At 62.1% G+C, this 17201-nt stretch carries 14 protein-coding genes and 1 pseudogene; 11 read left to right on the forward strand and 4 right to left on the reverse strand.

The features are described from left to right. The first annotated feature begins 68 nt into the window (after positions 1–68). The 4 genes from IZV00_RS06230 to IZV00_RS06245 all read left to right on the forward strand — a co-directional run bounded on the left by IZV00_RS06230 (position 69) and on the right by IZV00_RS06245 (position 3231). Positions 69–749 (forward strand): DUF6975 family protein, encoded by a 681-nt coding sequence (locus tag IZV00_RS06230; RefSeq protein WP_196226264.1) that lies wholly within the window; start codon positions 69–71, stop codon positions 747–749. Between the two features lie 66 nt (positions 750–815). After that, a complete protein-coding gene (locus IZV00_RS06235; protein ID WP_196226265.1) occupies positions 816–1661 on the forward strand; it encodes an AAA family ATPase in 846 nt (281 codons plus the stop codon). Positions 1662–1702: 41 nt separating this feature from the next. Further along, the gene (locus IZV00_RS06240; protein ID WP_196226532.1) at positions 1703–2116 is read left to right on the forward strand and encodes a GFA family protein; all 414 of its coding nucleotides are present in this window, start codon (positions 1703–1705) and stop codon (positions 2114–2116) included. 92 nt (positions 2117–2208) lie between these two features. Further along, the gene (locus IZV00_RS06245; protein WP_196226266.1) at positions 2209–3231 is read left to right on the forward strand and encodes a hypothetical protein; all 1023 of its coding nucleotides are present in this window, start codon (positions 2209–2211) and stop codon (positions 3229–3231) included. Between the two features lie 5 nt (positions 3232–3236). On the opposite strand, the gene IZV00_RS06250 is transcribed toward IZV00_RS06245, so the two are convergent. Beyond that, a complete protein-coding gene (locus tag IZV00_RS06250) occupies positions 3237–4616 on the reverse strand; it encodes a methyl-accepting chemotaxis protein (protein ID WP_196226267.1) in 1380 nt (459 codons plus the stop codon). Positions 4617–4744: 128 nt separating this feature from the next. On the opposite strand from IZV00_RS06250, the gene IZV00_RS06255 reads away from it, so the two are divergent. Continuing rightward, on the forward strand, positions 4745–5920 hold the full coding sequence (locus IZV00_RS06255; RefSeq protein WP_196226533.1) for a vWA domain-containing protein: 1176 nt from the start codon (positions 4745–4747) through the stop codon (positions 5918–5920). Between the two features lie 6 nt (positions 5921–5926). Here IZV00_RS06255 and IZV00_RS06260 read toward each other — a convergent pair whose 3' ends face one another. Continuing rightward, complete coding sequence (locus IZV00_RS06260; protein ID WP_196226534.1) at positions 5927–7015, reverse strand: anhydro-N-acetylmuramic acid kinase; 1089 nt, start codon at positions 7013–7015, stop codon at positions 5927–5929. Between the two features lie 130 nt (positions 7016–7145). Between IZV00_RS06260 and tyrS the strand changes: the two genes are divergently transcribed. Next, entirely contained in the window at positions 7146–8363 is a 1218-nt protein-coding gene (tyrS, locus tag IZV00_RS06265; RefSeq protein WP_196226268.1) for a tyrosine--tRNA ligase, read from the forward strand. 75 nt (positions 8364–8438) lie between these two features. Then, positions 8439–8792 (forward strand): PilZ domain-containing protein, encoded by a 354-nt coding sequence (locus IZV00_RS06270; RefSeq protein WP_196226269.1) that lies wholly within the window; start codon positions 8439–8441, stop codon positions 8790–8792. On the opposite strand, the gene IZV00_RS06275 is transcribed toward IZV00_RS06270, so the two are convergent. Then, complete coding sequence (locus IZV00_RS06275; RefSeq protein ID WP_196226270.1) at positions 8764–9855, reverse strand: mechanosensitive ion channel family protein; 1092 nt, start codon at positions 9853–9855, stop codon at positions 8764–8766. The two genes, IZV00_RS06270 and IZV00_RS06275, sit on opposite strands and share 29 nt — an antisense overlap. Positions 9856–9915: 60 nt before the next feature. After that, positions 9916–11979, reverse strand: a complete 2064-nt coding sequence (gene recG, locus IZV00_RS06280) for an ATP-dependent DNA helicase RecG (RefSeq protein WP_196226271.1) — start codon at positions 11977–11979, stop codon at positions 9916–9918. Between the two features lie 85 nt (positions 11980–12064). Between recG and IZV00_RS06285 the strand changes: the two genes are divergently transcribed. The 4 genes and pseudogenes from IZV00_RS06285 (at position 12065) to IZV00_RS06300 (ending at position 17196) form a co-directional block, all read left to right on the forward strand. Continuing rightward, positions 12065–12334 (forward strand): FAD assembly factor SdhE, encoded by a 270-nt coding sequence (locus IZV00_RS06285; RefSeq protein ID WP_196226272.1) that lies wholly within the window; start codon positions 12065–12067, stop codon positions 12332–12334. A gap of 147 nt (positions 12335–12481) precedes the next feature. Next, a pseudogene (gene mfd, locus IZV00_RS06290) lies at positions 12482–15942 on the forward strand (transcription-repair coupling factor). A 128-nt stretch (positions 15943–16070) separates the two neighbouring features. Next, positions 16071–16481, forward strand: coding sequence for a hypothetical protein (locus IZV00_RS06295; protein WP_196226273.1), 411 nt, complete (start codon positions 16071–16073; stop codon positions 16479–16481). Positions 16482–16491: 10 nt separating this feature from the next. After that, positions 16492–17196 carry a TorF family putative porin gene (locus IZV00_RS06300; protein ID WP_230463319.1) on the forward strand — a complete coding sequence of 235 codons (705 nt, stop codon included), beginning with the start codon at positions 16492–16494 and terminating at the stop codon, positions 17194–17196. Positions 17197–17201 lie beyond the last annotated feature (5 nt).

The following is a 17201-nucleotide window of genomic DNA, read 5'->3' on the forward strand; positions in this document are numbered from 1 at the left end:
GCTCTTTTACCTCAACTTCCTATGGTCGTGGCAACAGACACACTGGCGCGGCGGCCGCAGGGGTTATCATGAACGAAGCAGCTACACGCTTGGCGACAGGCGACATATCTCAGGTGATTGAGGCGCTCGTAGCGGCTGATGGAACGGCCGCCCATGCTCATGCGAGCAGCGCAAGGACGATCATGAGCCGTGACGCTGTCCTGACATTGCCGGACCTCGCCGATGCCGCGCATTATCTATGCCTGCTGCACGGGCGTCACCCAGGCGTCATTGATCACGCGGCGAACCGATCGGCAGACATCGCGGCTCGGGGCTGGCTAGTGCAGGCGGGGCAAGCGTTTGCGCGGGAGCGAGCCTATCTGACGCAAGTTGCGGTGGCGCTAGGCCCGATACCCAGCACAGCGGGGCAGAGCGACTGTGAGACGATCGTCAGCCAGCAACGTCATGCGCTGGATATGCTGGCTCAATCGGACAGGCGCGGATGTGCCATGGGGGCAGCCATAGCGCTGGTGCTGGACTGGCAGGCAGTACGCGACGTGCTCGACATGGCGGCGATTCGCGTGGGGCTTGAACCCTCTCCATCCGATCTTCCCGACCGGGCGCAGACCTTTGCCGTAGCGCGAGCGATTGGCAGCGACGGCGCGGCCGATCGGGCCATACAATTTGGCGCGCGGCAGTTGCTCAGCCAGCAGCGTGGCCTTTGGGACCTGCTGAAGGCGCGTGCCGAGGTTCGGCGGCAGAAGCCGTAAGAATAACCGATTGCGGCGCTGGATCGCTTTCCCTACTCGGGTCGCAGTAGAGGAAAGTGAAGATTCATGCGGTTTGAAGGTACGGAAGATTATGTCGCCACCGACGACCTGAAGGTCGCGGTGAACGCAGCCGTTCTGCTGCGCCGTCCCCTTTTGGTGAAGGGCGAGCCGGGTACGGGCAAGACCGTGCTGGCGCAGGAAATCGCCAAGGCGCTGGATGCGCCGCTGATCGAATGGAACGTCAAATCGACGACCAAGGCGCATCAGGGCCTGTATGAATATGATGCCGTGGCGCGGCTTCGCGATGGCCAGCTGGGCGATCCGCGTGTTCATGACATCAGCAACTATATCCGCAAGGGCAAGCTGTGGGAGGCCTTCACTTCCCCCACCCTGCCCGTGCTGCTGATCGACGAGATCGACAAGGCTGACATCGAGTTTCCGAACGACCTGTTGCAGGAACTCGATCGCATGGCCTTCCACGTCTATGAGACGGGGGAGACGGTCGCGGCACAGGAACGGCCGGTGGTGGTGATCACTTCCAACAATGAGAAGGAACTGCCCGACGCGTTCCTTCGGCGCTGCTTCTTCCACTACATCAAATTCCCTGACCGGGAGACGATGCAGGCCATTGTCGACGTGCATTTTCCCGGCATTCAGAAGATTCTGGTCAGCCGGGCTCTCGACCTCTTCTACGAGATACGCGATGTGCCGGGGCTGAAGAAGAAGCCGTCGACCAGCGAGCTGCTCGACTGGTTGAAGCTGCTACTCAACGAGGACATGCCGCTGGACGTGTTGCAGGATCGCGATCCAACCAAGACTATTCCGCCACTTCATGGCGCGCTGCTGAAGAATGAGCAGGATATCATGATGTTCGAACGTCTGGCATTCATGGCACGGCGGCAGGGGCGGTAAAGGCCGGGATTGCCCTGCCCGGCGCAATGACGGAGGCGTGCATGGCGCATGAAGCGGGATGTCTGTGCGGAGCGGTGCGCATCAAGATCGATGCGGAGCCGATGGCGGCACGTATGTGCTGGTGCAGGCTGTGCCAATATCTGGGCGGAGGATCAGGCACGGTCAATGTCTGCTTTCCGACGGCGAAGGTGCAAAGCGAGGGCGAGGTCCGTTGGCATGAAAGCATCGCCGACAGCGGCAACAGGATGCGCCGTGGCTTTTGCCCCGAATGCGGAACACCCCTGTTCAGCATAGCCGAATCGCGACCGCATCTGACCTTCATCAGGGCTGGCGCGCTGGATGATCCGGACCTGTTGGCACCGCAGGCGGTGATCTGGACGGATGAGGCCCCGCATTGGGCGCATCTGGACCCGGAGCTGCCGCATTATCCGGCGCAGATTCCGCCAGTCGCGTAAAAGGCCGCTTGCCTTAGCCTTGCGGTTTCGCTCAACCTTCCCCGATAAATTTCAGAGCCGCGACAAGACGGCGTGAAATGGGAAGGATGCCTATGCTGAAACTCTCCTTGTCGCTGTTGCCGATCCTTTTGGCTTTGCCGGTGCCCGCATTGGCGCAAGGTGCCGATGTGCAGGAAGCGTGGATAGCGAGAGATGGGAGCCTTCGCGCGCGCGCTTCGGGGGTCAGCCTGCCCCAGACGATCGCGGGGCTTTCCCTGTCCAAGAGTGGAGAGGTCACGAACGGCGGAAAAGGTATCGACAATTATGCCCAATATCTGTCGGAGGACGGGGCGGTGCAGGCGACTTTGTACGTCTATCTGCCGAGCTACGCGGACGCGTCGATCGCCGCTTACATGACCGACCGCGCGGTGACGGATCGTTTTGGACCGAAGACACGCCGCACTGCTTATGAAAGCGTTCCGTTGCAGGGCAAAGGTGGCCGCGCGATCCGTGCGGTTTATGATGATGCGGCCGATGGGGCGCTGACCACGGCAGCAGCTTTTGCCCAGGCCGGACGCTGGCTCGTGAAGCTGCGCGTCACGGGTCCCAGCGAACGGCGCAAGGAGGTATTGGCGGGGCTCGACGGCATGCTTAACGGCTTGCGTTTTGATGATGCGGCTGCGGTACGGCCCGTCTCTCCGGTGCGGTTTGCGGACTGCCCGGCGGGTGATGACCGGGATGCGCAACTCACTGCTTCAATCCCTGCTGAGGGGACCGATGTCCGGCGCATTGGGGAAATGGCCCGGTCCTTCTGCATCCGGGGACAGGTGCAGACTAGCGCAGGCAGCTATGATGTTCTGGCGCAGCAGGGTGCGTCGGGCGGATCGGTCATCGTGCCAATCGACGATGCGGGCACGGTGGTTGCCTTCGATCCTGCGGTCGACGGCAAGGGCTATCAGCTATCGATACATTCGGTCGGCGAGACGAAGCTCTATGGCGTTTATGACCGCGTGCCGAGTTCCCGGCAGATCGCGAAGATTCTCGATGGCAAGGACCCTCAGACGGCCCAGGCGCGGACGACTGCTGCCTATGCCGCTAATGGGGAGGTCATAGTGCGCGAGGGCGCGGCGAACTGACGGGATCAGATGAGGTAACCGACCTCATACAGGCCCCAGCGGCGGCCGTCGAAGATCAGCGGAACGAACACGCTGCGAAGCGCGCGATAGCGGCCTTCGCCAAGGTCCTGACGGTAGGTGAAAAGGAAAAAGTCTCCGTCACCATCGAGCGCGCGGCGCGTTTGGCTGTCCATGAAAATCTGCCGGTTGCGGGCATATTCCATGTTCCATTCCGGCATGCCCGGCCGCTGAGGCTGGCTTCGCGAGGTGATATGCGTGGGTAGATAGCCGTTCATATCGATCAGGCAGCAGCCGACGATGGCATTATCCTGGTTCGTCTGGCGGTCCAGAATCGGGCGGATCACGCGGTCGGCAAAGACCATGAAGCCATTTTCATATTGCGGCGGGTGGGAGCCTTGTATCAGGCGGTAATTGCTGTCGAATAGCGCCGATGGCGTCAGTTCACCCGCAGCCAGAGCGTCATTGATCAGGCGCGATACTTCTGCCGCGCCTTCTTCGGCATAGGCAATGTAGCGGCTGTTGCGCGTCTGATGCCCGCCATGAGCGGCGGTATTGAGCATGTCGTTCGCCATGCCCTCAAGCTGCTCAAGCTGGGCCTTGGCCATTTCGACGCGCTGGGTACTTTCGGCAGCGGAGTCGCTGAAGTTGGTAAGGCCCGCACGTAACGCGCCTACGTCGGCGTCGGCTTCGTCGGTGCAGGTGACGATGGCGTGGGAACGCTCGCCAAATTGCGTCACGAGCGAGGCGATTTCCGCCATCGTGACGCTCAACGTGTCGATATGGGCGCTGACGTCCCGGCCTCGACCGATATTGGCTTCCACGCCGCTGATCAGATGGCGCGCGTCGCGGTCGAGCTGGCCGAGCTTGTCGCCGACCGATGCAGCGGACTCGCCCGCTTGTCCGGCCAGGCGGCGGATTTCATCGGCCACGACGGCAAAGCCCTGCGTCGCCTCTCCACCGCGCGCGGCTTCGATCGCGGCGTTGACGCCCAGCAGCCGCGTTTGGCGTGCGATCGCGGCGAGTTGATCGGATATGCCGCCGACGGCTTCGATGACCCCGAGAAACTGACGAAGCCTTCCCTCCAGCCCGGTGACATGCTCCACCAGCCCCGCAACCTGGGCGAGAGACTGGGTGATCGCTTCATGCCCTTCGGCAATGATGCGGGCAGCACGCCGGGACGTGAGGCTGAGTTCCTGAGCCGCCACCACGCTTTCATTCTGGCTGACGGCCAGAGCCTCCATATTGGTTTGCAACTGTGAGAGGCGGAGCGAGTCGGATTGGATGCGCCGAGTAAGTTCCCCGAGGAACCCTGCCGTCTCGCTGCATTGCAGCGCAACGTCGCCGGAACGCTCACCCAGATCCGCCAATAAATGCTCATTTTCCAAGGAGTGCCACCCCAAACCGCCCGCTTTTGAATAGTGCCTTATTAACGATGCGATGCAACACTTAACATTTGATCAACCATGAGCGCCCCCTTGCATCCATGGCGGGGCTGTCAGACAAGGCGGTCATCATGATGCTGAACTTTCTCGACGCGCTCAGGGCCGCGGGCATTCCCGCTGGCATCAAGGAGCATCTGCTTCTGCTTGAGGCGCTGGACCGGGACGTGATCGGTCAACGGCCCGAGGAATTCTATTATCTCGCGCGGGCGACTTATGTGAAGGATGAAGGGCTGATCGACCGGTTCGATCAGGTCTTCGCCAAAGTCTTCAAGGGCGTGTTGGATGCGAGCGGGGTCCAGGCGGAGATTCCCGAGGAGTGGCTGCGCCTCGTCGCGGAGAAATATCTGAGCGCCGAGGAGATGGAGAAGATCAAGTCCCTGGGCAGCTGGGACGAGATCATGGAGACGCTGAAGAAGCGTCTGGAGGAGCAGAAGGGACGCCATCAAGGCGGCAGCAAGTGGATCGGCACGGGCGGAACGTCGCCCTTCGGCAATGGCGGCTATAATCCCGAAGGCGTGCGGATTGGGGGCGAGAGCAGGCACAAGCGCGCGATCAAGGTTTGGGAAAAGCGCGAGTTCCAGAATCTGGACAGCAGCAGGGAATTGGGCACGCGCAACATCAAGGTGGCGTTGCGCCGACTGCGGCGCTTTGCGCGCGAGGGCGCCGCGGATGAACTGGATCTTGAGGGGACGATCCGTGGGACGGCTCGGCAAGGCTGGCTCGACATACGGATGCGGCCGGAGCGGCACAACGCGGTCAAGCTGCTGCTATTCCTGGACGTTGGCGGATCGATGGACCCGTTTATCCGGCTTTGCGAGGAGCTGTTTTCCGCCGCGACGACCGAGTTCAAGAACATAGAGTTCTTCTACTTCCACAACTGCCTCTATGAAGGCGTGTGGAAGGATAATCGCCGCCGCTTTTCAGAGCGTATTCCGACATGGGATATTCTGCATAAATATGGGCATGACTATAAGGTCATCTTCGTCGGCGATGCGGCGATGAGCCCTTATGAGATCAGCTATCCCGGCGGCTCCGTCGAACATATGAACGAGGAACCCGGCGCGGTGTGGATGAGCCGCTTGCTGCATACCTATCCGGCCGCGGTTTGGCTGAACCCCACGCCGCGCAACCATTGGGACTATAGCCAATCGACGCGGATGATCCGGGAGATCATGAGCCAGCGCATGTACCCGCTGACCCTTGAGGGCATTGATGACGGGATGCGGGAACTGACCCGAAAGCGGTAAGCTGCGTCAGGCGGGATCGAAAAGGACGCCGCCCGTCATTGGGGTCGGAACGCCGGTGGTACCGGGAAAGCTGATCGGCAAGGATTTGAGGTGGCGCACCGCCATATAGGCGAAACCCTGCGCCTCAAGGGCGTCGCCATCCCAGCCGAGATCATCGACCGGATGCACATCAGAGTTGGTGAAGGCAGCCAGCATCGCCATCAGGGTCGCGTTGTGGCGACCGCCACCGCCGACATAGATGGAGGATGGCCGGGACGGGAGATGGTCAAGCGCGCGGGCAACCGCCCTGGCGGTGAACGCGGTCAACGTCGCTGCGCCATCCTCAAGCGACAAACCATGCATCGCATCGAGGGTGAAGGCTTCACGGTCGATGCTCTTGGGAGGGAGCAGGTCAAACCATGGGTCGGCCATCAACTGGGCAAGCCGGGCCTCGTCGACCCTCCCCGCCGCCGCCGCGGCGCCATTTTCGTCGAACGGCCGATCGCCATGCGTCTGCATCCAATTGTCGATCAGACCGCTCGCCATGCCGGTGTCGAAGGCGAGGAGTTCGCCATCATTTCCGATGGCGGTGATGTTGGCCACGCCGCCCAGGTTCAATATGGCGGTCGGCTTGCGCAATTCGTTCGCCAAGGCCCGGTGATAGACAGGCATTAGCGGCGCGCCCTGCCCCCCTGCGACAACGTCGGCGCTGCGCAGGTCACCGACCACGGGTATTCCAAACGCCCCCGCCAATGCGACACCATCGCCGATCTGCCATGTCCAGCGCCGTTCCGGCCGATGCGCGACCGTGTGACCGTGGAAGCCGATGACCGCGATATCCTGAGCAACATGCCCGCTGCGCGCGAGGAGATCGGTGACAGCCTCGACATGAAGCTCGGTGAGTTCAGCTTCCACGGACTGAATGAGAGGCTCGAAGCCCGGCTTGTCCATCGCCATGGCGCGTTGGCAGGCTTCGGCCAGGCGAATGCGAAAGCCCTCCCGATAGGGCATGGCATGGAAGGTGACGGGATTGCTGACGCCCTCTCCGTCGGTTTCGATGAGCGCGGCGTCAATGCCGTCGCGCGAAGTGCCCGACATGAGGCCGATCGCCAGCATGGGTTGGCTGTGTGTCACCGCTTCGATCCTTTTGCTCTCCTCCATTCTGTGTAGCGGAATGGATCGAGACACAAGTTCAGGATGACGGGGAGTGACGTTGTTGTGTCGTGATGCTAGAGGGCGCCGCATTATGACCAGCTACTCGTCCGATCTGCTCCGCCTCCTGGAGGCACGTGGCTACATCCATCAACTGACCGATGCGGAGGGGCTCGACGGCCTTGCCGCCAAGCAGATCGTGCCGGGCTATATCGGCTTTGATCCGACCGCTCCGTCTTTGCATGTCGGGCACCTCGTTTCGATCATGATGCTGCGGCAGTTGCAGAAGGCGGGTCACAAGCCGATCGTCCTGATGGGCGGCGGCACCGGGAAGATCGGCGATCCAAGCTTCAAGGACGAGGCGCGCAAGCTGCTGACCACGGAGACGATCACGGAGAATGTCGCGAGCATCAAGCGCGTGTTCGAACGGTTCCTGACCTTTGGCGACGGGCCGACCGACGCCATCATGCTCGACAATGCCGAATGGCTCGACCGGCTGGAATATATCCCGTTCCTGCGGGAAATCGGCCAGCATTTCTCCATCAACCGGATGTTGAGCTTTGATTCGGTGAAGCTGCGGCTGGATCGTGAGCAGTCGCTCTCCTTCCTTGAATTCAACTATATGATCCTACAGGCCTACGACTTTCTTGAGCTGTCGCGGCGGTCGGGCTGCCGGTTGCAGATGGGCGGATCGGACCAGTGGGGGAATATCGTCAACGGCGTTGAACTGGCGCGCCGGGTGGATGGGACGCAGGTGTTCGGGCTGACGACGCCCCTGCTGACCAATGCCGATGGCACGAAGATGGGCAAGACGGTGGGTGGTGCGGTCTGGCTGAACGAAGATCAGCTTTCCACCTATGATTATTGGCAGTTCTGGCGGAATACGGCGGACGCAGACGTCGCCAACCGGCTGCGGCTGTTCACCGACCTGCCGATGGACGAGGTTGCACGGCTGGCCGCGCTTCAGGGCGCGGAGATCAATGAGGCGAAGAAGGTTCTGGCCAATGAGGCGACGGCGCTGTGCCGGGGAACCGATGCTGCGCTTGCTGCCGCAGAAACGGCGCGCAAGACTTTTGAAGAGGGCGCTTCGGACGCCAATCTGCCGACGATCAGCGTGGGAGCTGAGGGCCTGACCATTGTTCAGGGCACTTCAGCGCTTGGCTTTGCCGCTTCCAACAAAGAGGTCCGGCGCAAGCTGGCCGAAGGCGCCATTCGCGTCAATGGCGAGGTCGTGAGCGACCCCATGCTGGCACTGAAACCCGGCGACAAGGTGAGTTTCGGCGCTAAGAAACATGGGCTGGTAACTGCTTGAAACTTTAGAGAGTTAAAGGCGGATTAAGTAAAGCTGGTAAGGAAGGCGCCACCTTCCTTATCTTAAGCTCCGGTCATGTCTTCGGTGCTCGCAAACCTCGCCCAGGTCGCCCGTTCACGGGACCCTTCCATCAATCAGCGCCGGGCGCCCCGCGTGCTGGTGGATATGGTCAGCCATATCTCTGCCCGAGGCCGAACCCATGGCGTCCGGGTCATCAACATCTCTGAACTCGGCTTGATGTGCCGCACCGATGCGGAGATCACGATTGGGGAACGGGTCGCCATATGGCTGCCCGTCGTCAAGGATGTGCAGGCCGACGTTCGATGGTCAGAGGATGGCCGGGTCGGGGTGGAGTTTTGCCAGCCCATTGATCCGCAAGTCTATGACGCCATGCTGTCGCTTATCCCGCCACGGCAGACCGCCTGGTAAGGAGCTGTTCGAAGCCCTGATCGGCTTCGATCCGTTGACGTGACCGGACAAGCGCCTCCGGCATTTCGGTGCGCAGGAAATGCGTCATTGCCTCGCGTACTTCGCATCGCAGGTCAAAGGCGATCCCGGCATTGCGCGCGCTGAGCAGGCCGCGCAGTTCCAGCGCATCGGTTTTGTGATCGGTGACCTGGAGCATGGCGACGCGACCATCCCAGCGGCCATTGGCCTTCACCGCTTCGATGAAGCGCGTTCGGATGCGTTCGACATCGGCCGCAGGATCGACATAGAGGAAGACGGTGCCGAGCAGATCGGACGTCTTTGTAGTCCAGTTCTGGAAAGGCTTTTCCAGAAAATAGGACACGGGCACGACCATGCGCCGGTCGTCCCAGATGCGCACCACGACATAGGTGAGCTTGATATCTTCGATGCGGCCCCATTCTCCTTCTATGATTACCACGTCATCCAGCCGGATCGGTTCGGAAAAGGCCATCTGGATGCCCGCGATCAGGTTCTTGAGCGCAGGCTGGGCAGCGGCGCCGACTGCTAGGCCCGCCAGGCCAGCCGAGGCCATCAAGGTGACGCCCACCGTGCGTACGCCTGGAATCATGATCAGCATCAACGATAGGATGAGGAAGCCGATGATGCATTGGGCTACGCGGTAGAGAATGCGGATGCGGGTATGCTGGCGGCGGGCCTTCAGATTATCTTCGACGGTGATGTCGCTGCGCCGTTCGAGGATGGTGCGGAAGGCTCGCATGGATGCGAAGATCAGCCAGCCGACCAGCAGGATGAAGAGCATCTTTGATCCGATGGCCCAGATCGCCTCTATGCGATCGCTGAAGGTCAGCGGCTGAATGCCTGCGGCGAGGGTCATCAGGACGACGATCCAGCGGGTAGGATGATAGATAGCGGGCAGGATCACCGGATCGAACTTCATCCTGCGTACCACGCGGGTGGCTATCCAATAGGCTAGCCAATGAAGCAGGAAGGCGACGGCGACCGATATGGCGATGAAGATCGCCGCGATGGGCGTGACGTGATGCAGGCTGATGTCGGATTGCATGCCTTTGGCAACGACGGCAGAGTGCGATGGTTTCGCCCGTCCAGCAATTCGTCGCGTCGATCAGCCGCTTCGGAGCAATCCCACCGCAGCATCTCGTTCGAACAGGTAAAGGCAGGTTCTGGCTGCCTGGCCGCGCGCTTCGCTCAGTCCACCGTCCCGGTCAATCAGGAGATGTGCGTCATCGCGGGCGCTGTCGAGCAGGGCGGACAGATGTTCAGGCGTCGCTATCTTCAGCTGCGCTTCGCCCGACTGGCGCGTGCCCAGGATTTCGCCTGCGCCACGGAGGCGCAGGTCTTCTTCGGCAATCCGGAAGCCATCATTGGTTTCGCGCATGAGCGCCAGTCGAGCGCGGCTGGTTTCACTCAGGGCGCCGCCGCGCAGGAGGATGCAGACGCTGTGGTTCTGGCCGCGCCCTACCCGGCCACGCAGCTGGTGGAGCTGTGCCAGGCCGAAGCGGTCGGCGCCTTCGATGATGATGAGGTTGGAGTTGGGGACATCGACGCCAACTTCTATGACGGTGGTGGCGACGAGGATTTTTGTGCGGGCGGAGGAGAAAGCCTCCATCGCGGCGTCCTTCTCCGGGCCTTTCATGCGGCCGTGGACAAGGCCGACGAGGTCGCCAAAACGCATCTTCAGCATTTCCGCGCGGGCTTCGGCAGCGGCCTGATCGCTGGTTTCGCTTTCCTCGACCAAGGGGCAGACCCAATAGGCTTGGCCGCCGGTTTCGATGTGGCGGGCGAGCGCTTCGACCACTTCATCGAGACGGTTGGCGGACATGACGACCGTCTGGATCGGCTGGCGGCCCGGCGGCATTTCGTCCAGGCGGGAGACGTCCATCTCACCATAATAGGTGAGCGTCAGCGTGCGGGGGATCGGGGTGGCGGTCATAACCAGCAGATGCGGCGTGCGCTCGGCCTTGGCGGCGAGCATCATGCGCTGCGCGACGCCGAAGCGATGCTGTTCATCGATCACCGCGAGGGCGAGATTTTTGTAGCGGACGGCGTCCTGGAAGATGGCATGAGTGCCGACGAGGATGTCGATGCTGCCGTCGGCGAGGCCCATCAGGGTGGATTCGCGCACCCTGCCCTTTTCGCGGCCGGTGAGGATGGCGATGGTTACGGGCAAACCCGACGCCATCTTGCGCAGCGTTTCATAATGCTGGCGCGCCAGTATTTCTGTCGGGGCAAGGAGCGCGCCCTGAGCGCCTGCCTCCACCGTGTTGAGGAGGGCCATGAGCGCGACGAGCGTTTTACCCGAGCCGACGTCGCCTTGCAGGAGGCGGAGCATCGGGACGGGCTGCGCCATGTCGCCTTCAATCTCTCCGAAGGCGCGGCGTTGCGCGCCGGTCGGGGCGAAGGGGAGTTCGAGCATGGCACGCAGGCGGCCGTCTCCCTCAATGGGGATGCCCCGGCGCTTGCGGGAGGATTGGCGCACCAGCATCAGCGCGAGTTGGCCTGCGAAGATTTCATCATAGGCCAGGCGTTCGCGCGCTTCTGCATCGCTGGGGTCGGCGTGGATGCGGGTGAGCGCCTCGTGCCATGTCGGCCAGCCTTTTTGCGCCAGCAGGCTGGGTTCGATCCATTCGGGGAGATCTGGGGCGCGGCTCAGTGATTGCCCTACGAGGTCGCGCAGGCGATTATTGGTGAGGCCTTCGGAAAGGCCGTAGACTGGCTCTCGCGCCGGGATGGTGGCGGCTTCCTCCGGGGGCAAGACATAGTCGGGATGGACGATCTGGAGGTTCTCGCCATAGGCCTCCAGCTTGCCGGAGATGAATTTGGGTTCGTTCAAGGGCAGCAGCTTGCGGGGCCAGGCGCTGTTGCGGCCAAAATAGACCAGCGCGACCGTGTTGCCATGCTTGTCCTGCGCGATGACGCGGAACGGCGCGCGGGCGCTTCCGGACGCACGGTAGTCGGTAGGCGTAAGTTCTATGCCGATGACCCGCCCTGAGTCGGACAGGATCAACTCGTCCACCATGCGGCGATCGACAAAGCTGACCGGCAGGTGGAATAGGACATCGACGGCGCGGGCCAGCCCCAAGCGCTCCAGCGGCTTGGCAAGCGCGGGGCCGACGCCCTTCAAGGCTTCGATTTCGGTGAAGAGTGGGTTGAGGATATCGGGTCGCATGGCTATCTGACGCCATCTAGCCCAGCCGGGACGATGCGCAAACATCTGATCGGTGTATTCGGCATGTCCGCGTAAGGAACAAATTGTGAACGAAGATCCTCGCATCCGCCGCCTGCAATTCCGTGCCTGGCATCGCGGCATCAAGGAAGCGGACCTGGCGGTGGGTGGATTTTTTGATCGCTACCATGCCGAGTGGGGTGAGGATGAACTGGCCTGGTTCGAATGCTTTATCGAGGAACAGGACGCCGACATCATGGCTTGGGCGTTGGGGACTTTGCCGTTGCCGGATGTCTGGCGGGGGCCGATGTGGGACAAGTTCGTGAAAATGGATTTTGTGGAGATTGGGAAGAAGTGACTGCCCTCCCCTCCCGCAAGCGGGAGGGGCAGCGAGACTTGTTGGGCCTTAAGGCTCGGCTAGTCGCAGCGGGGTGGGCCTGCACCACCTGCGTTGGATTGCCCACCCCTAACCCCTCCCGCTTGCGGGAGGGGGACTGAGAATTAGATGACCGACCTTCTGAAGATCCTCAAAGCGTCCTCTCCCATGACCCTCTCCGGGGTTCCGGCGGGGTTTCAGCCATGGTTGCTGGCGGATATTGCGCGAGCAGCGCCTTCGCGCGCGTTGTTCGTCGCGCCGGATGAGCAACTCATGCGGGCGGTGGCGGACACGGCGCATTATTTTGCGCCGGAGATCGAGATTGTCGAGATTCCGGCTTGGGACTGCCTTCCCTATGACCGGGCCAGTCCTTCGCTGCGCACGGCTTCGGCGCGGTTGGCGGGACTTTATGCGTTGCAGGGGAAGCCCAAGGGTCCGCAGCTTGTCCTGACGACGCTCAATGCGTTGACGCAGCGGACGTTGACGCCGTTTCGTGTGCGGCAGTTGGTGGCGAAGCTCGCGCCCAAGGAGCGGATTGCGATTTCCCGGCTGGCGGAGATGTTGCAGGCGAACGGCTATGTGCGGACCGACACCGTGCATGATCGGGGCGAGTTCGCCATTCGGGGGGCATTGTCGATCTGTTTCCCGGTGGTGAGGAACAGCCGCTGCGGCTTGATTTCTTCGGGGACGAGATCGAGACGGTACGGCGGTTTGATCCCGCCGATCAACGGACCAGCGGGAGTGTTGAGGGGTTCACGTTACTCCCCGCGTCCGAGGCATTGTTGGACGAGGAGACGATCAAGCGCTTTCGCGGGCGTTACCGCGAGACGTTCGGAGCAACGGCGACGGGCGATCCGCTTTACCAGGCGGTGAGCGACGGGCGGCGGCTGGCGGGCATGGAACATTGGCTGCCGCTGCTCGAGGAACGGCTGGTGCCGATGACCGAGCATCTGGGCGACGATACGCTGGTTGTGCTGGATCATGGTGTAGCGGGCGCGGCCGAAGCCCGGTTCGAGGCGATCCGGGACTATCATGCCAATCGCGTGCAGGCGAAGTCGTCCGATCCGGGGGCTTATCGGCCTCTGGAACCGAAGGCGCTCTATTTGGAGCAGCAAGAATGGGACGCCATCGTGCGGGAGTGGCCGATGCACGCGACCACGCCTTTCCATGAACCGGAGAGCGCCTCCGTCCTTGACTTTGAGGTCGATGGGCCGCGCGATTTCGCGCCGGAGCGGGCGCAGAACGCCAATGTCTATGAGGCGGTGGGCAAGCATATCGCCTCCCTCCAGCGGGCGAAGAAGAATGTCGTCATCGCCAGCTATTCCGGGGGCGCACGGGAGCGGCTTTCGGGGCTGCTGGTCGATCATGGGCTGAAGCGGGTCGCGGCGGCGGATAGCTGGCAGGAGGCGCTGGGAATCGCGGCGAATGGCAGCACGGTGCTGACCGTCCTGCCGCTGGATCATGGCTTTACCGCGCCCGATGTCGCGGTGCTGACAGAGCAGGATATGCTGGGCGACCGGCTGGTGCGGCGGGCCAAGCGGAAGAAGAATGCCGACGCTTTCTTGCAGGAGTTGGCGACGCTCTCGCCGGGCGATCTCGTCGTGCATATGGACCACGGCATCGGCCGCTATGAAGGGCTGACGCAGATTCCGGTCGCCAAGGCCGCGCATGACTGCGTGGCGCTGGAATATGCGGGCGGCGACAAACTGTACGTGCCGGTCGAGAATCTGGAGGTTCTCTCGCGCTACGGCTCGGACAGCGAGGGTGTGAGCCTCGACAGGCTGGGCGGCGAAGCATGGCAGCGACGCAAGGCCAAGATGAAGGAGCGCATCCGCGAGATCGCGGGTGAATTGCTCAAGACGGCGGCGGAACGCGCGCTACGGGCGGCGACCGTGGCGGAGCCGGATAGCGCGGGTTATCCGGCCTTTGTCGATCGCTTCCCTTATCAGGAGACGGAGGACCAAGATCGCGCCATCATGGACGTGGTGGAGGATCTGGGCGCGGGGCGGCCGATGGACCGGCTGGTGTGCGGCGACGTGGGCTTCGGCAAGACCGAGGTGGCTTTGCGCGCGGCTTTCGTGGCGGCGATGGCGGGGATGCAGGTGGTGGTGATCTGCCCAACCACCCTGCTGGCGCGCCAGCATCATATGAATTTTGAGGAGCGGTTCAGAGGCTTCCCGGTGAATATCGGGCGGCTGTCACGGCTGGTGCCGGACAAGGAGGCGAAGGCGGTGAAGGCCGGGCTGGCCGATGGGACGATCGATATTGTGGTGGGCACCCATGCGCTCTTGGCAAAGGGGCTGGAGTTCAAACGGCTGGGGCTGGTCATCGTTGACGAGGAGCAGCGGTTTGGCGTGACGCACAAGGAACGGCTGAAGAGCCTGAAGACCGACGTCCATGTGCTGACGCTGACGGCGACGCCGATCCCGCGCACGCTTCAGATGGCGATGTCGGGCTTGCGGGAACTGTCCGTCATCCAGACGCCGCCGGTCGATCGTCTGGCGGTTCGGACCTACATCATGCCCTGGGACGGGGTGGTCATTCGCGAGGCACTGCTGCGCGAACATTATCGCGGGGGGCAGAGCTTCTTCGTCGTCCCGCGCATTGCCGACCTTGCCGAGGTGGAGGAGTTTCTGCGCACCGAGGTTCCGGAGGTGAAGCCCATCGTTGCCCATGGCCAGATGAGCGCTACCGAAGTTGAGGAGCGCATGTCGGCCTTCTACGACAAGCGTTATGATGTGTTGCTGTCGACGACGATCGTTGAGAGTGGCCTTGATATCCCATCGGCCAATACGCTCATCATTCATCGCGCGGATCGGTTTGGGCTGGCGCAGCTATACCAGCTTCGTGGGCGCGTGGGGCGGTCGAAGACGCGGGCCTATGCCTATTTCACGACGCCTGCGAACAAGGTGATTACCGAGACGGCAGAAAAGCGGCTGAAGGTGCTGTCCGACCTCGATACGCTGGGGGCCGGGTTCCAGCTCGCGAGCCACGACCTCGATATTCGCGGTGCAGGCAACCTCGTTGGCGACGAACAGTCGGGCCATATCAAGGAAGTCGGGTTCGAACTCTACCAGTCGATGCTGGAGGACGCGATCCTGGAGGCCAAGGCAGGCGGCGCCGGGATTGAGAAGCGGGAGAGCTTCTCACCGCAGATCAGCGTCGATGCGCCCATCCTCATACCGGAGGATTATGTGCCCGATCTTGACCTGCGCATGGGGCTGTATCGCCGCCTGAACGAGGTGGAGGACCGGCAGGGGCTGGAGGCTTTTGCGGCGGAGTTGATCGACCGCTTCGGCAAGCTGCCGACGCCGACGCAAAACCTGTTCAAGATCATCGAGATCAAGCAGAATTGTGTGACGGCCAATATCTCGAAGATCGATGTGGGGCCAAAGGGCGCGCTGGTCAGCTTCTTCGAAGATCGATTCCCCAAGCCGGAAGGGTTGGTTGCCTATATCCAGCGCCTAAATGGCGTGGCGCGGTTGCGGCCGGACAGCAAGGTGGTCGTCAATCGCGCCTGGGCTGACCCGGCGGCGCGGTTGAATGGGGCGCTGCAATTGTCGAAGGGGTTGGCGAAGTCGGCTGCATGACAATGGATTCAGCGCGCCTCTCGCCAGCACCCCTTTGTAGTGCGTCAGCAAAGTAGCAGCAACATCGGCCATCTAAATGCTGCGTCGATGACCGGACAGCAAAGTCCGGCATCGAGCAGGAGATTGACATGATTTCGACCTTCGTAGCGATGGCAGCTGTCGCCGCCACGCACAGCGTGCAGATCGACCATGGCGGAACGCCGGTGCAAGCCACCTACTCGGCTCGCGTCGAGTTCGCCACCAGGACCGTCGGTGCGAAAACCCCCAACCGCATGGATATGCAACGGTGCCATTGGACCGCGACGGTCATCGTGGACCGTGCTCTTAACCACAGCCCGGCGCTGGCCCGCACGGTTTCCCATGACAAGCGTTTTTCCGGCAGCGAACATGGGGCATGCATCCCCAGCCGCAAATCAAGTGAACGCAATGTGGCTCAATATGACGCGGCTATCCGCGAACATCTGGTGGCGGTGGCCGAGAAGGATCGCGCGCCTTTGGTGGCCGAGCTGGATGCGGTTCGCAATCTTGCCTCAAACTGACGCACGCTTGATGGTGGCGGCGGCAATCCTGCTGGCCGCCACCTCTTCCCCCGCCTTGGCGCAATATGCTGACCGGTTTTCGGCAACCGCCGAGGTGGCAAGCGATGAACGCAGGCGGGGATTGAGCTGGAGCGATGGCGACCCGGTCGTGCGGGGAACAATCGCCGTACAGGCGACGGAGGGATTGAGTTTCGATGCCGCGGCGACGTCCTTGTGGGACAGCAGCCGTCACCGTGGAGCCGATACCGTGGTGGACCTCGGCACATCCTATGCCCGGCAAATGGGCGCATGGCGGCTTTCTGCGAGAGGGGTCTATCACCTGTTTCCGGGTGCGTCGAGACAGGGATATGGCGAGGTTGGAGCTGGGGCGGGCTTTCTGATCGGCCCGGCAAATATCGACGTCAACGCCAGCTATGCGCCCCGGCAACATTCGATTGGCGGAGATAATCTTTATCTCTCGGCTTCGGCGTCATCTGGTATCCCTGGCACACCGTTCACCGTTTCAGCGAATGTCGGTCTTTCGAGTGGCCGAGTCCGCGATGACCAAGATGCAGCCCGCCTGCGGCCTGATGGCACATATTGGGACCATGGGGTCAGCATCGATTATCTGAAGCGGCAATGGTTTGTGGGCGTGCGTTATGCAAACAGCAGCATCGATGGCGAGGCGCGTCACTCAGGAGCAACCCTGATCGGCCGGGCCGGAATCGCCTTTTAGGCTGC

Origin of the sequence: Sphingobium sp. Cam5-1, assembly GCF_015693305.1 — a bacterium.
Taxonomy (GTDB): domain Bacteria; phylum Pseudomonadota; class Alphaproteobacteria; order Sphingomonadales; family Sphingomonadaceae; genus Sphingobium.